General features: G+C 49.4%; 11 protein-coding genes and 1 tRNA gene. 6 read left to right on the top strand and 6 right to left on the bottom strand.

Annotated features, from left to right (window positions below):
* Positions 1–273 precede the first annotated feature (273 nt).
* From B9Y58_RS12605 to B9Y58_RS12615, 3 genes are all read right to left on the bottom strand, one after another.
* Entirely contained in the window at positions 274–1,332 is a 1,059-nt protein-coding gene (locus tag B9Y58_RS12605) for a nuclease-related domain-containing protein (protein ID WP_073057767.1), read from the bottom strand.
* A 3-nt stretch (positions 1,333–1,335) separates the two neighbouring features.
* A complete protein-coding gene (locus tag B9Y58_RS12610; protein ID WP_159432596.1) occupies positions 1,336–1,926 on the bottom strand; it encodes a hypothetical protein in 591 nt (196 codons plus the stop codon).
* Positions 1,927–2,033: 107 nt separating this feature from the next.
* Positions 2,034–3,671, bottom strand: a complete 1,638-nt coding sequence (locus B9Y58_RS12615) for a hypothetical protein (RefSeq protein ID WP_073057763.1) — start codon at positions 3,669–3,671, stop codon at positions 2,034–2,036.
* A gap of 276 nt (positions 3,672–3,947) precedes the next feature.
* Between B9Y58_RS12615 and B9Y58_RS12620 the strand changes: the two genes are divergently transcribed.
* The 4 genes from B9Y58_RS12620 (at position 3,948) to B9Y58_RS12635 (ending at position 7,013) form a co-directional block, all read left to right on the top strand.
* Positions 3,948–4,391 (top strand): hypothetical protein, encoded by a 444-nt coding sequence (locus B9Y58_RS12620; RefSeq protein ID WP_073057783.1) that lies wholly within the window; start codon positions 3,948–3,950, stop codon positions 4,389–4,391.
* A 68-nt stretch (positions 4,392–4,459) separates the two neighbouring features.
* Positions 4,460–5,356 (top strand): aspartoacylase, encoded by an 897-nt coding sequence (locus B9Y58_RS12625; protein WP_233247969.1) that lies wholly within the window; start codon positions 4,460–4,462, stop codon positions 5,354–5,356.
* A gap of 47 nt (positions 5,357–5,403) precedes the next feature.
* Complete coding sequence (locus B9Y58_RS12630) at positions 5,404–6,048, top strand: hypothetical protein (RefSeq protein WP_073057761.1); 645 nt, start codon at positions 5,404–5,406, stop codon at positions 6,046–6,048.
* 5 nt (positions 6,049–6,053) lie between these two features.
* Positions 6,054–7,013, top strand: a complete 960-nt coding sequence (locus tag B9Y58_RS12635; protein ID WP_073057759.1) for an HAD-IIA family hydrolase — start codon at positions 6,054–6,056, stop codon at positions 7,011–7,013.
* 96 nt (positions 7,014–7,109) lie between these two features.
* Here B9Y58_RS12635 and B9Y58_RS12640 read toward each other — a convergent pair.
* Positions 7,110–7,182: transfer RNA gene (locus tag B9Y58_RS12640), tRNA-Gly, on the bottom strand.
* A 91-nt stretch (positions 7,183–7,273) separates the two neighbouring features.
* On the opposite strand from B9Y58_RS12640, the gene B9Y58_RS12645 reads away from it, so the two are divergent.
* A complete protein-coding gene (locus B9Y58_RS12645; RefSeq protein ID WP_073057757.1) occupies positions 7,274–7,816 on the top strand; it encodes a hypothetical protein in 543 nt (180 codons plus the stop codon).
* A gap of 49 nt (positions 7,817–7,865) precedes the next feature.
* On the opposite strand, the gene nudC is transcribed toward B9Y58_RS12645, so the two are convergent.
* Positions 7,866–8,735, bottom strand: a complete 870-nt coding sequence (gene nudC, locus B9Y58_RS12650) for an NAD(+) diphosphatase (protein ID WP_073057754.1) — start codon at positions 8,733–8,735, stop codon at positions 7,866–7,868.
* Positions 8,736–8,871: 136 nt separating this feature from the next.
* On the opposite strand from nudC, the gene B9Y58_RS12655 reads away from it, so the two are divergent.
* Complete coding sequence (locus tag B9Y58_RS12655; RefSeq protein ID WP_073057752.1) at positions 8,872–12,534, top strand: SNF2-related protein; 3,663 nt, start codon at positions 8,872–8,874, stop codon at positions 12,532–12,534.
* Between the two features lie 184 nt (positions 12,535–12,718).
* Here the strand turns inward: B9Y58_RS12655 and B9Y58_RS12660 are convergent, their stop codons facing one another.
* The gene (locus B9Y58_RS12660; RefSeq protein ID WP_073057750.1) at positions 12,719–14,806 is read right to left on the bottom strand and encodes a glycoside hydrolase family 5 protein; all 2,088 of its coding nucleotides are present in this window, start codon (positions 14,804–14,806) and stop codon (positions 12,719–12,721) included.
* Between the last annotated feature and the right edge of the window lie 162 nt (positions 14,807–14,968).

The raw sequence follows: 14,968 nt of genomic DNA on the forward strand, positions 1-14,968 counted from the left end.
GAAGCCCAGTAGGGCAAAAAACAGGTGGCTCCGTCAGGCCGGACTAGTGGCTCTCACTTCTCCGGACTGGCGGCTCCGCCGCTCCGGAATAATCAGGTGGTCTCTATTCTTATATATACACGCTTTTTTAGACCACCCTAAGCACTTTTAGGGTGAAATTTTACAATGATTTACAAGGGGGGTATGCTTACAGTTGGCTTATACTTGGAGAGAGTAATATGCAAAATTTGCATATTACTTTCTTTGGTGATTTCGCCTACTGAAATTAGCGAATTAATTGATTTTTCCGAATTTTTTAGTGATTCGTTCTATATGAACCTTTTTTTCTTCTTCGGATAATTGAGTGTACGGCAGTAACATTCTGCACCAATCATCAATGGTTTCTGCACTATAAAAAATTTGTTCGGCTTGCATTTTTTTGACCAATTCTATTTCTAAGTTGCAAATTTCGTGAATGCTCGTAAGTGATTTGTTTTCTGGGATATATTTTAATTTTGATTTGTTTCCAAAAACAATCATGCTGAATGCGCGGAACTGGTATTTATTTTGATTTAAAAAGACACATAAACAGTCTATATGTCGTTTGTTTTGTAAGATAGGATTAGGTATAGGGCTTTTTTCTCCATTAGTCTTGTAGCGTTGCCATTGAGGGTGTTTTTCATCGCCGTAGACAGATCCTGATAAATTCTTGCTTTCAAAAACATAGATGCCTGTTTCATGCAAAAGCAGAACATCAATTTCTGAATATCCGTCAATTGTTGGAACATAGACATTTCTTAAAATTTTATAATGTCGCTTGTCAAATTGACATGCAGCCCATACGGCTCTACTTACGGCATCCTCTCCCAACTTACCAACCATTTCTGCCGCGGTGGGAATTGTACCGACAACATTTTTATAAGTTGCTGGATGAACGCTTAATTGTTCTTTGGTAAATGGGGTGGGTTCTTGTTTTGAAGAACTGCTAGATAAACTTTGCACTTTGTGAGTAAATTTTGGAAGCTCAGATATTTTAGGGTATGTCGGTTCAACATCTTCAGGAAATTCTTCTGTTTGTGTTGTCTTGAAAACAATTGCCGTTACTATGATAATTAATATTAGAATGATACCGCCAATAGCAAAAGCGGTGCTGTGGGCTTTGATAAAATTGAGAATAAGTAGGCCAATCCAAATACAAATGAAAATTGCAAAGACTGCTATGCATCCGAGACAGCCATCGCCGTCGTCGTTCCTTCTTGAGCGACGACGTCTTCTGCGACGGGGCTTGGTTGCTCCGTCAATCGCTGCGAAAATAAAAGCGATAACGATTGCTATGCCGAAGATTGTTCCCAAAACCTATCTGCTTTCCTGAATTACAATTTTGCCGGAACCACTTTCTTTGATGACGATGCCGGGTGCATCGCCGTTTTGTATTGCTTTGGCACGGTTTTTACTTACGTAATTATATGAACCACGAATGTTCTGTACACCTCGAGTGGGTGTGAATTCAAATTCGCCATTTTGTTTTCGAAATTCAAAACCTGTTCTGCCATACCATTGTAAAGCTGGAAAAAGCTCAGTAGATTTCCATTCACTCCATTCGCGGCCGACTTTACGTGTACGGAAGGAGTTGCCTTCAATCCAAAGAGTTCCTTTGATTTCTATACCATTTAGCCGATCGGCTTGGGAATAGATATTCTTTTGAGTATAATCAATTCGGCATTTATCGATTTCGTATTCAATATCGGCATCGCGGGTTAATTCAAAATAATAGCACCGCTTGTTTTTTACAGAAATTTTATCGCCATACACTTTGTCAAGGGTCTTGGCTAGGGTTACACCATGTTTGTCCTTGACCTGCAATAAAAAAGGGTGATATTGCAAATCGTAGCCGAACGTTGCGCTTACAATAAAGAATAATATGATGATAGAAAGTTTCATATTCAAGTTTGTGTTTTAGTTGAAAAGGAAATCCCCACCTTGGTGGCCATGCGCACTAAGCGCTAAAGGGCTAAGTGCTGTCCGCCTGACCAGGTCGGGGAAAACATTGTGGACTATTCTTCATGTTCCCAACTTAAAATGGGGTAACCGTTGTTCAAACCGCTGTCATAAACGAAATCTTCGCCGAGAAGTTCTGCAAAGTCAGAGGATTTCATTTCTTTTTCAGATTTGGGGGTGGCGACTCCGCCGCTGTTGTTAAGTCCAAATGGTTCCTGTTCACCTTGTTCAAGGTAGTAGTAATCGGCCATGGTGGTATTGTAGTTGTAACCAATCATTAGGCCTACAAGGGAATCGCCATCGACTTTGCCGGTGCTATAAATGGATTGACTTACTCCAACTTCATTGTATCCGATGATTCCTCCGACATATATATCGCCAAATATGTCGCCTACGTTGTAAGCGGATTCAATTGAAGAATTGTCTGCGGAGCCAATTAAGCCTGCTGTATACGACGTTCCAATAATGGGACTTTCGTTGGCGATTTTTGTATTTGCTGTACATTCACTTTTTCCAATAATGCCTGCAGTATATTTTTGACCCTCTATAGAACCTTTGTTTTGCGCGCCTTTTAAAATAGCTTGTTTTTTGTTTGTAGAACAAGATAACCAATGTCCCATATATCCAACTATTCCTGCGGTTTGTTCTTTTCCTGAAATTTTTCCAGTATTTTCGGCGCTAATCAAAATCGAATTACTGCCTAATGATCCGGCAATTCCTCCTGTGCCAGAAATGCCCGTGATCTCGTTGAAATTTTTTGCATTGGTGATTTTTATGTTTGTTGCATTGCCAATAATGCCTCCGACTGTTTTTGCGCCAGTAACAAAGCCGTGATTTTCTGTATATTCAATTGTTCCAACTTTGTTGCAACATTCAGATTCATAATTTCCAACGACTCCTCCCGTAATATTTCCGGTACCGATGATGGATGCTTTGTTGGTGGCTTCTTTTAGAATTCCGGAGCCTTTCAAATTACCCAAAACGCCTGCTGTTGCGTTACCTCCGGTTGCCCAAGAATTTTTTACAACAATATTTTGAATTGTTCCATTGCTATTGCCGAATAAACCATTGTGAGTGCTGGTGGTGTTAATGAACATGCCGCTTATTATATGATTATCTCCATCAAATATTCCAGTAAAGCAAATGTTTGAATTGCCAATAGGAGTCCACTTGTGAAGCTTTGTAGAATCTGCGACTAGGGCTCCCTTGTTGTCTATAATTTCTCCTTTGTTTAGAATGATGTCTGCGCCTAATTTATAGTATTTGCCCTGATAATTTTCGTCGTTTGCGCCAATGACAAAGGCTAGCTTGGCCAATTGTTCTGCAGTCAAGATAATGTAGGGGCTGAGTTTGGTTCCCGCTCCGCATGCGAAAGTTTTTGCTGTGGTTCCATCCCAAGGCTTGCCGGATTCACCAATGCAATCTTCATCAAGTTCTTCAGTAGAGCTGCTTGATTTACCATCTTCTTTAGAACTGCTGGAATTGACGCTGTCTTTTTCTTCGGCGCTGGATTTTTTGTCTGAAGAATTGCTCGAGCTAGATTTTTTGTCGGAAGTGCTACTAGAGCTTTTCCTTTTGCTGGAACTACTCAATTCAGAAGATGCATCTTCATCGTCGTCAGATGAAACAGTTGCTGAACAGGCTCCCAAAAGTGCCGCACAACCCAATGCTACAATATATTTCGTCAATCTCATAACATCCCTCTTTTTAGAAAGAATATAATTTAAAATCTTTCAAAATGTTAATAGAAATATGCGTTTTGCTTTAGTAGAAAGGAGATCCCGGCTCTAGGCCGGGAAGACATTTGTGACGGAATGTGCTGTAGATTGCTTCGCGCGGAGCGCTCGCAATGACGCGGGGGTATTCCAACTTGGACTATAAAAATGTTTACATTCGTTGGTTTCGCGAATGGGGTGGTTTGTATCTTGGAGGTGGGGCGGTTGGTTGCCCCGATAACACGGAGGTCCATCATGAAAAGCGTAAAAGTAATGTTGTTTGTAATGCTGGCCGTTCTGGTATCGACCTCTTTCGCTGCCAGGAAGGTTAAGTCAAAGTTGGGAGACATCAATGTCACAGCCCAGAAAGGTGGTGGCGCGGTTGTCTGCACCGCTCACTTCAATGACGAACTGACGATTCTCAAGGATTCCGATACGGAGGTTCTTGTGAAGGGAAGTTGCGGTCAGGGGTGGGTCGCGAAATCAAAACTCGAATATGTGGCGCAAGGCCCGCGTGATAATACAATCACGATCGAAAACTTCGATATCCAGGCATGGATTGACAACCAATCGGTATTCGATGTTCATATTGATAATGTCGAGGATTTCGAAGGGGTTACGATTGACCGTGACTTTAGAGAATACTTGACTTACACGATTGATCGCGAACAGACTGAAATGCATAATGGCGAAAACTGATTTAAACATGGAGGTGTTTAATCCGTAGAATAATCCCTGCGCAAGCGGGGATTTTCTATATTATGGGTATGAGTTTGATAAATACCATAGTCGTTGCAGGTGGTACCCACGGTAACGAACGGACTGGGGTTCGCCTTGTTCAGAAATGGATGGAACACCCGGAGTGTTATAATTCGCTCTGTAGCGCCAAGGTGGATTTGGTGCTTGCTAACCCCGAAGCGGTGCGCCTGAATCGCCGCTATCGCGATCATGACTTGAATCGCGCTTTTTCGCAGACTTGCTTGGATGTGACGGTGGAGCCGCAGCAGTACGAGTTCCGTCGAGCTAAGGAACTGAATGCTTTGTATGGCCCGAAGGGGGCCGCCACCAAGACGGACTTGCTTCTGGATGTGCACAACACGGGCTCAAACATGGGCTATTGCCTGATTCTTTCGGCGCGCGACCCGTTTACGATGCGCGCCTCGGCGGTGCTGACGCAAGAATTCAAGGATGCTTGGATTTATTACCAGCCCGAAGAACGCTCCGCTTCTCCGTATTTTGGAACGGTGGCGAAGGCGGATGTGTGCATTGAAATTGGTCCGCAACAGCACGGGACGATTGATGCCGCGATTTTCGAGGAATCGGAACGCCTGGTGAAGCGTTACCTGGAACTTGCCGAGGAATGGAACCGCGGTGAATTGCAGAAAAGGGCGCCGATTAAGGTGGATGTGTACACCCAGTTCAAGGATTTGGGTTACCCCAAGCCGCAGGGCGGTGGCCCTATTCAGGCGATGATTCATCCGGAATTGATGGGGCGCGACTATCGCGAACTCAAGGATGGCGACAAGCTGTTCCGCACATTCGACGGCGAAGATATTTTGTACCATGGCGAAAGTCCGGTGTATCCGATTTTCATTAGCGAGCCTGCGTACTACGAAAAGGATATCGCGATGAGCCTCACGGTGAAAAGCGTCGAGGAATGGTGATGCGCCAAAGGCGCGGTAGACGGTAGGAAGTAGACAGTAGGAAGTATATGATTGAAGAAAATGAAGAATTGAAGGAAATCTCGGGCGAAGAACGTCTGAAGAATTTCATGGACTTGGTGCAGAACCAGAAAAACGAACCGTGGGATTCTCGCCTTTCGGAAATTCTGGATGCATTCGAGGATTTCTTGACGCTTCGTCCGGAACCGCCGCAGGAATGGCAGGAAACTTACGCCAAGAGCGGTAAGGAATTTGACTACTACCAGGTGGTGCTGCCGCAGGATTTCCAGGATCCGTACGAAGACGACTTGGGAAACATTCGCAGGTTGCGCAACGAATTCGAACGCACGCCTTCGACGATGGCGCTTGAACATGAGTTGGTGAGCCGCAACTACTTCATTTTCGAGAACGGTCACGCCGATGCGATTCCGGCCCCGCGCCCGATGCTGATGCTTGAAAGCAAGGATCGCGAAGACGACGAGGAAGAACAGGAAGGCGACATTACGTGGGATTGCTGCATTTCGATTTTCCCGGACGGCAGCTACATTGCCTACAACTTGAATCACGATGACGAAGAGGAACTCGGCGAAGATTTTAAGGCCGAATTCGACAAGCATATCGATGTGCTTTCTAAGTTGCAGTTGGTGATTCCGGTGGAAGGCCGCGACTACGGGATTCTGAATAGCCGCTGCTAACCCTAATGGAAGTTTTAGAGACTGAAATTTATCTGCGGTATAAGCAGATTATTGAATCGCAGGGGGCGAGCGTTCCCGTAGGGAGCGAGTCGCCTGCGCCGCGTTACACGCACATGGAAGATTTGCTGGACCGTTACGATGCGTTCTGCTTTGACGGTTACGGCACGCTTTATAACCGCGGGAGCTTTGTTTACGAGGGCGCGCTGGATTGGTATATAATGCTGCGCGCCGCGGGTAAGGAAATGCGTCTGATTACGAATGCGGCCTCCGATGTGGATTCGGTGCTTGCCTCTGATGCGGCGAAGCGAGGCTTCGCTTTTAGCGAGGCCGAGACGATTTCTTCGGGAAGCTTGCTGAAGGATTTGGTGGCGGAATTGCGTGGCCGTACTGTAGAATCTTGTCGCGGTGTGCGTCATGGCGTTCGTGAGGTGTATTACATCGGCCGCGAAACGGGCAAGCACGTGCTTGAAGACTGCGGAATTAAAGCGGTGGCTCCGGCGGTCGAACCTGTCGAGCCGATTGTGGCGATTTCGTCGGCGAAGGATACGCCTGAAACGTACGAGCAGGCGGTAAAGATTTTAAGGCGCCCGGGCTCGATGCTTTTGGTGTTGAATTCGGACGCTTGGGCGCCGAAGATTCCGGGGGACGATGGCATGACGGTTCGCGAGCCGGTATCGGGCGCTTTGAGTGAGCGCTTGCGTCGCGATTCTGTTTGCGAGGCGAATCCGGCGGGTTGCGAGACTTATTATTTAGGCAAGCCTTTCCCTGCGATTTGGGAGAAGGTCAAGCGGAGTCTGCCTGAAGGTTCTCGCGTGCTGATGGTAGGCGATACTTTGGGCACGGATGTGTTGGGTGCGCGTATCGCGGGCTTTGATTCTGCCCTTGTGGTGGGCAGGAATGTGCCGGCAGATGAACTTGAGGCGGATGAAAAGGCCTTAGGAATTAGGCCGGACTGGTATTTGTAGGAATTAGGAAAAGAGTCGAACCCTCTTCGAGGGTTCTTAGAAACCCTTCCGCGAATAAAGCAAAAAACCACCCGATAGGGTGGTTTTCTGCTTTAGAGCGGGAAAAGGGTTTCGAACCCTCGACATCGACCTTGGGAAGGTCGCGCTCTACCAACTGAGCTACTCCCGCGAGTGCTGTTAATTTAGAAAAAATGGGCTGTTTGTAAAGGGGTGAGGCGGTTTGCGGGTGTCGTTTTGTCTGATTTTTCTATCATTGAGGCATGTTTACGAAATCTTTGATGTCGGGCCGTATTGGGTTTGTCGTATGCTTAACGCTTTTGGTTTCGGTTGGTTATGCCGAAGAAAAATCCATGTGGACAAAGTTTGTGGAATTCTTCAGCCCTTCTTCAACTGTAGAAGGGGAAGGGCCGCTGTACGATCAAGTTCGCGAACTGGACCGCAAAATCAACCGTGTCGAGGGCAAATATGCCCGCGAACGCCGTCCGATGACGAAGGACCGCTACAAGAAGGAACTTGTCCAGTTGCGTGAAGAACGTGAGGCCTTGATGAAAAAGATCGAGGCAGAAGAGAAGAACAAAGGCAAGTCTTCGGCTGTTGCAAAGTCAAGTTCTTCTGTGAAGGCTGCGGTTTCGTCTTCGTCTGCGGCAAAATCCTCTTCAAGTGTAGAATCTGTGACCGTCGCGGTTGAAGGCTGCAAGCCGGATACGGTTTATGTCCGCGACACAGTCGTGGTGCACGATACGCTTTACGTGATGCTCGCTCCGAAGCCTGAAGCGGCGCCTGCTGATACAAGTAAGAAATGATTGCTTTTTTTAGTAGAAAAGGAGATCCCGGATCAAGTCCGGGAAGACATTATGGATTAATCGTAAAGCCGCGGCGGAAATTTTCGATGAGGCAGCAGCTGATGCTGACGTCGGTCTCATATTCGGGAATGTCTTCGCGCTTGACCCACATGGCTTCGGAAAGTTCTTCCTTTTGCATGTGGATGGTGTCGTCGCCATCGAGTTCGGCGGTAAAGCCTGCGATAAGCGAGTCGCTGAAGGGCCACGGTTGTGAACCGAAATAGCGAATGTTTTTCACGCGGAGGCCCGATTCTTCCATGACTTCGCGGTGAACGGCCTGTTCCAGGCTTTCGCCGATTTCCACAAATCCCGAAATCAAGAAGAGCCTCGGATTCGGATTGTCGATGTTATGCGCCATCAAAAGTTTGTCGCCGTTACGCACGGCCACGATTACGACGGGTGAAATTCTCGGGTACACCACGTTGCCGCACTTGGGGCAAATGATGGAGCGTTCGCGGTCGCCGCGAATGGTCCCGTTTCCGCAGCGGCCGCAGAACTTGTTCAAGGATTCCCAGTGAGCGATGTGCGCCGCAGTGGCTCCTCCCATACGTTCTACGGGATTCATGCCGCGGAAGGTGCGGTTCCCCATGTATTCGTAGCCTTCGGTGGCGGCACTTGCTGCTGAGTCCGTCTTGCCGGCAAGGCTATCGTCCAGGAAAAATGCAGTGTCGTCGATGCTGAAAAGGTAATGGCCTTCGAAGTCGTTGAGAGATTTTCCTTGCGATTCCAAAAGTTCGCCTATGCGTGGAATTGCGTAACCTTCGCCACTCTTCTTGAGAAGCGTTTTGGCTCCGTCATAGCAGATCAGGAAGTCCGAGGACTTCGGGTCTCGGGGCTTGAAATCGTTGTTGAGTATATGGGGCGCAATCTCGTGAATCATTTGAGCATGCTCGGTAGAAGGTTTGACTCAAAAATAGTAAAAAAGCCAATCTGGAGCAATTTTGAATTTTTATTTCTTTTAAAATTTGCTCAAATGAGCAAATTTTGTCGGAGAAAATTACTATATTTGGGCGGCTATGGATTATGGTGTTTATGGAAGTACCTGGTGGAGTAAAAAGTGGCTGGACCACTTGCTTGCGGGTGCATCCGGACGCGACATTGACTACGCCTTTAAATATGTGACACGCGGACAGGTGCAGCCCTTTACGGTGGCTGATAACCGCGTGATGGCGTCGGTCAAGGGGCCCAACGGTGGACTCCATAATGTGTACCTGGTTTTCCCCAAGTTCGACAAGGAACGCTCCGATGTCTTTGTTGGCCTTTTAAAGCAGCAACCTGTAGAATTGGCTGCTCTTGCCAATGGCGCTATAAACCCATCTATCGAACTGATTGTCGGAAAAAGCGGGCTGGAACTTTTTGAATCCCCAGACCGCGTGAACATGAACTGCGACTGCAAGGATCCGCTTCCGTGCCGCTACGTGATTTCGGTGTTCATGAAACTTGCCGAGATGATGTCTGCCGATCCGTTTGTACTTTTCAGGATTCACGGACTGGATATTGCTTATTTGAAGGATTACAAGCCGGAACCTATTGAATCGGATGTGCCGAGCGAACCGACGCTTGTGCGGATTTTGCCGGTGAACAACCGGGTGGCCTCGCCGCGTATTCCGATGTTCAAGTTCGGGGAATGGCGGGACTATTCCCATATTCTGCCGGCAATGCTTGCGAACTTCCCGGAGTTTTGCCCGGCGGGGAATTTCAAGAAAAGCTTTGTAGACGAACTGGAACGTTGCCGCGCCTTTTATAACCACTTTGAAAAGTTTGAAGAGTTTGCCCAGGATTTTGGTATTTATCACGCGCATACCTTCTTGATGGAAAAGGAACGTCTGCAGATTGTGCATGGGCGAGGGTGGCAGTGGACGTTTAATCAGCTCGAAGACGAACGTGAAGTGGCGACGGGCCTTTCGGTTGAAAACGTGATGGGGGCCCTTTGCCGATTGAACCAGGATTGCGTATGGCATAACCACGTGACGGTGCGCTTTGTGCATCAGCTTTTGCAGGTGGCGTATTACCTGGTGCGTTGCGGTGCGATTTATCCGCAGGTGTTCTGGCTGAATAACGTGACGGCACAGATGCGGTGGTTGCCTGCAGAAATGTTGCCCGACGTGCTCTCGGTGGTGTCGGAACTTGAAAAGTCGGTGCCCGATGATTTTGCCTTTACGATGCGGGATCAGACTCGTGAAGACCTAGACAGCGCTGCCGAGCATATATTGTCGGTATTTATCGGCAAACTGTTGCGTTTTGCCCGAACGGCTCAAAGTTACAAGAAAGGCCCCCACGAAAACCTGCTCGGATTTTTCTTTGATTGCAAGTCGGGGCGTCTTGCTGCCAATGGCCTGAAGATTCCTTCAAAGATTCAGGCTTGGTTCTCGGTCTACAATTCGCTGGAATTCAACCATAAGATTATTTTCCACTGCTCGGAGCTGGGCAAGGAAATTGCGCTGAATGTCCTGGTGGAATCTTCGGCGGGGCGCGAAACGCTGGCAGAGCTTTTTGAAAATAGCGACCCGAGACTTTTGTCGCTGATGAACGTGCTCAATTGCGTTGCCGAAACCTTCAAACCCCTTAAGGCGTATCTGGAACGCCGCGCCGTGGAACCGTTGGTGATGCAGGGCGCGGAACTCAAGGAGTTCGTTACCTATTCGGTCAAGAAATTCGAAGTGTTTGGGATCGTGACGGAGATGCCTCGCTCTTTAAGGGAAATGGCGCGGCCCAAGACGCAGATGAAACTGAAGGGCAGCCTCGGTATCGGTGCGTTTACAGCGGGAGACTTGCTGGACTTTGACTGGGAAGTGGCTCTCGGTGACGAAAATGTTTCTGCCGAAGAATTCTTGCGGCTCGCGAAGGATGCGGGCGGTCTCTTGAAGTATAAGGACCGCTACATCGAATACACGTCAGATGACTTGGCTCTTTTGCAGCAGCGTCTGGACGAACATGAAAAGAAGAATGCTTCGGGTGCGGTTGCTGCAGATTCTGCTGAAAATGCCGAAGGCGACTTGGAAAGTGACAACGGCGATTCAGAAACCGAAAACTTTATCCCCTCGACGGCGAAGCTGATTCAGGCATGCCTCACGGGCAAATGCGACGACATTCCCGTGAACATGACCGACGGCTTGAAACAACAGTTTGATTCTTGGCGCGGCGAAACGGAAATCGCCTTGCCGCAGAATTTGAATGCGACGCTCCGCCCTTATCAGGAACGCGGCTATTCCTGGATGTACAAGAATTTGGAAATGGGCTTTGGCTGCATTCTGGCCGATGACATGGGCTTGGGTAAGACGCTGCAGGTGATTGCATTCTTGCTCAAGCTAAAGCAAGAAGGGCGCCTTGTCGAGAGCCGCGCGCTCGTGGTGGTGCCGGCGGGCCTTTTGCTGAACTGGCAGATGGAAATCAAGAAGTTCGCGCCCGAGCTCACTGTATTTGCATACCATGGTGCAAGTCGCAAGCTTGAAAAGTTCGATGCCGACTTGCTGATTACCACGTATTCGACATGCCGCCTCGACTTCAAAAAGCTGGAAAAGTTGAATTGGCAGGTGGTGGTGATTGACGAAGCGCAGAACATCAAGAATGCCGATAGCGAACAGAGCCGTCGCATTCGCGCGTTCCGTGCACCCATGAAGATTGCCATGAGCGGAACTCCGGTCGAAAACCGCCTTATGGAATTCTGGACGATTATGGACTTTTGCAACCGTGGCTTTTTGCCTTCGGCAAGCGAATTCCGCGACAAGTTCGAAACGCCGATCCAGAAGAATGCGAACCAGGCGGTGGCCGAGCATTTCAAGAAGATTACGGCGCCCTTCATGCTGCGCCGCATGAAGACGGATAAGTCTATCATTAGCGACTTGCCCGACAAGATTCAGCAGAACGAATACGCCGAACTCACGCGCACGCAGGCTGCCCTGTACAAGCGCACGCTTGACGAATTCATGAAACAGTTGGAACTTTTGGCCGAGGGCGCATCGCTGGACATCAATGACGATTTGCTTGCGGCCGCCGGCGATTCTGGCGCAAGCTCTGCCGAAGGCGATGGCCATAATCTTTTCAAACGCAAGGGCTTGATTCTGCAAATGATTCTCGCGCTCAAGCAGATTTGCAATCACCCGCGTACGTATCTGAAGGCGGGGGAGGCCCGCATCGAAGATTCCGGCAAGCTCGGCATGTTGCTCGATTTGCTCAAGTCCATCGAAGAATCCGGCGAAAAGACAATCATCTTTACGCAGTTCCGCGAAATGGGCGAACTTTTGAAAGAAACGCTGGATCGTGAACTTGGTATTGCGGCGGACTTCTATCACGGCGGCTGTACGCAAAACCAGCGCAACGAAATGGTGCGCAAGTTCCAGGAAGACCCTGAAACAAAAGTGCTGATTCTTTCGCTGAAGGCGGCTGGCACGGGGTTGAATCTGACTGCCGCATCGCAAGTGATTCATTACGACCTCTGGTGGAATCCGGCCATTGAAGCGCAGGCCACTGACCGAGCCTTCCGTATCGGGCAGACAAAGAATGTGCAGGTGCACCGCTTTATTACCAAGGGAACTTTCGAAGAGAAGATTGATGCCTTGCTAGAAGCCAAGAAGGCTGTAGCCCAGATGACAGTGAATGCCGGCGAAACCTGGCTCGCCGACATGGACGACAAGCAACTCGGCGAAATCTTCGCCCTCGATTCGGCCTCGGCAATTTAAGTCTGGTTGAGCCGAAAGCGACTTGTCTTAACAAGTCGTGTCGGCGAGAGTGAGCGCTAAGGGTACGTACTTAGTTGATTGGGCGCGAACGGTAATAAAAAGAACCTCGATCCATGATCGAGGTTCTCTGCTTTGTCAAGCATCCCGGCTAGACACTCCAACCTGCCGGGACTCCACACGAAATTTATTTCAGAATCACCTTCTGCATGTAGCGCTGGCTGCCCTGGCGAACCATGAACATTGCCGGACCGCGGTAGTTGCTAGAAAGTTCAACTGTATTCATTCCCTTGTTGGCGGTAAAGTTCTGCTGAGCAATCACCTGACCGAGGCTGTTCATGAGAGTTGCCTTGGCCGGAGCGGTCTTTGCTGCAACAAAGTGGGCGCTCACCATGCCGCTCTGCACGTTCACGAGCATCTTGCTTGCTGCGACGGTTGCAGGCTTGATCGCTGCCGAGCCACCGAGTGCAACGACCTTGCCACTTGCGGTACCTTCGAGCTGCGGTTTCTTGTCAAAGTCGTCGATGATTTCGGTGGAACCGTCGGCCTTGATACCCTTGATGTAGTCAAAGGTGATGGTGCCGGTGACCTGTGTGCCGTAGAGGTTCAGGCCGATGGCGTTTGCAGAGTTGAGATCGGTCGGTTCAGAGCGGAAGTCTTCCCATTTAACTTGGATTGTCTGGAATGCGCTGGCATCGAGGTCCTTGTCGGCCTGTTCCACAACAGAGGCGTCGAACCAAGCCCAGCTTTCACCCGTCATCATGAAGAGGTCCATGGAGGTCCAGCCGTATTCGCCGCAGCCATCGCCTGCACCGGTGCAGGGGCCTGCGGTAGCGACTTCGCCCTTCAAGCGAACTTCAATACCCACATACTTGGAAAGATCCTTTTTTGCACCCTGAAGGTTGATGCGCAGTGTTCCCACTTCGCTAGAGTCAGAGGTTACAGTCTGGTACGTCACTTGGACGCCCTTGCCTGCTTCGGTTTCGGGAATGTCGGGGTTCTGGGTAACGATAGAATCAATGCTGTTGCCCGGGAGAGAGGCCTGGCCGTAAGCTTCACGCATGGCGTTCAAAGTCTCAACGTCGGTAATGTCGCCCACGTTGCCGCCGAACTTGTTCACCTGGCGGCGAATAATGGTGAAGTTGCCGTCGCCTTCGTCTCCGGTATCCCACACGCAAGGGACAAGGCCGTTCTTTTTGGCTGCGGCGACTGTGTAGCCGTACCAGGCGGCGCGTGCCTTCAGGTGAACCTTCAGGTTGTCTCCGGTGAGTACACCGAGGCGTTTTACAGCGCCCATTTCACCGATTACAACAGGAATGCCCTTGTCGTAGAAACGGCTCTTGAGGCCACTGAACAGCTGGTCGATAGATTTCTTGGATCCGAGTGCGGAGCCGGAGCAGGTGTGTGCAGCGTCATTGCCCGGAGTCTGGTCTTCCCAGTAGTAGAACATCTTGCCCCAGTCTTCGTCGCCGCTGGTCATGAGCGAGAACTGATATGGGTAAAAGTGGACTTCGGCCATGGTGTAGCCTTCACCTGCCGGGTCGGTCGGGTACATGGAGGCGAGGAGCGGAGACTTGTCAATTTCGGTACGCGGGGCCTGCACGACCACGATACGGGTGGCGTTGTTTCCGCCGGTAGAACGCACTGCCTTGAGGCATGCTTCGTGATAGCTCTTGAGAACCTGCATACGGGTTTCGTCAAAAGCCCACTGGCCGTTGTCGGAACCGCCGTTCCACGGGTCGTTCACGCCCGGTTCGTTGGCAGAGGCAAAAATCAGGTGTTCGTCGTATTCGGCGAACTTGGTTGCAATCTGCTTCCAGTAGCTTTCCTGCTTGGCGGCGATATCGGCTGCAGAAACAGTCACTTCGCCGGTCTTGTCAAAGCCCTTTCCGTCGAACACGTGGTCTTCGAGCCAACCGCCGTCCCAGTGGCTGTTCAAAATGGCGTACATGCCGTTATTGATAACGAGATCAACGACGGTCTTTACGGAGTCAAGCCAGCCGGCATTGATCGTGCCGTTAGAGGCGTGGCTGTCCCAGGCGCAGGGAATACGAACGGTATTGAAACCTGCATCCTTGATTGCTTTCACGTAAGCGGCGTCCGGGAAGGGGTTACCCCAGTCGGTCGGATTCTTGGGCACTTCCATCGTGTTACCGATGTTGTAACCGAGACCCATGTCGGGGTAAATTTCGGTTGCCTTGGGGAGGGCGAATGCTGCTGTGCTTGCAAGCAGCGTCATGCCGCAGGCGATTCCGAACAGTCCGTAAAGTTTCATTTTATGCTCCTTTTGGGTTTGCACCCGTTATTTAAGCCTTAGATAACCAAACATCTTAGTCTTTGTATTGAAATTAAATTCTGCCAGAGTTGATGTAAATAAAATAGTGCTGCCGTTAAAAAAATGCGGTGCAGATTTCTCAACAAATGTAAATCTAAATTT

Source organism: Fibrobacter sp. UWB15 (assembly GCF_900177705.1).
GTDB lineage: Bacteria > Fibrobacterota > Fibrobacteria > Fibrobacterales > Fibrobacteraceae > Fibrobacter.

Coding starts and splice junctions, on each gene's coding strand:
- B9Y58_RS12620 (WP_073057783.1), top strand. CDS start 3,948: ATGAAAAGCGTAAAAGTAATGTTGTTTGTAATGCTGGCCGTTCTGGTA.
- B9Y58_RS12630 (WP_073057761.1), top strand. CDS start 5,404: ATGATTGAAGAAAATGAAGAATTGAAGGAAATCTCGGGCGAAGAACGT.
- B9Y58_RS12625 (WP_233247969.1), top strand. CDS start 4,460: ATGAGTTTGATAAATACCATAGTCGTTGCAGGTGGTACCCACGGTAAC.
- B9Y58_RS12615 (WP_073057763.1), bottom strand. CDS start 3,671: ATGAGATTGACGAAATATATTGTAGCATTGGGTTGTGCGGCACTTTTG.
- B9Y58_RS12645 (WP_073057757.1), top strand. CDS start 7,274: ATGTTTACGAAATCTTTGATGTCGGGCCGTATTGGGTTTGTCGTATGC.
- B9Y58_RS12660 (WP_073057750.1), bottom strand. CDS start 14,806: ATGAAACTTTACGGACTGTTCGGAATCGCCTGCGGCATGACGCTGCTT.
- B9Y58_RS12655 (WP_073057752.1), top strand. CDS start 8,872: ATGGATTATGGTGTTTATGGAAGTACCTGGTGGAGTAAAAAGTGGCTG.
- nudC (WP_073057754.1), bottom strand. CDS start 8,735: ATGATTCACGAGATTGCGCCCCATATACTCAACAACGATTTCAAGCCC.
- B9Y58_RS12635 (WP_073057759.1), top strand. CDS start 6,054: ATGGAAGTTTTAGAGACTGAAATTTATCTGCGGTATAAGCAGATTATT.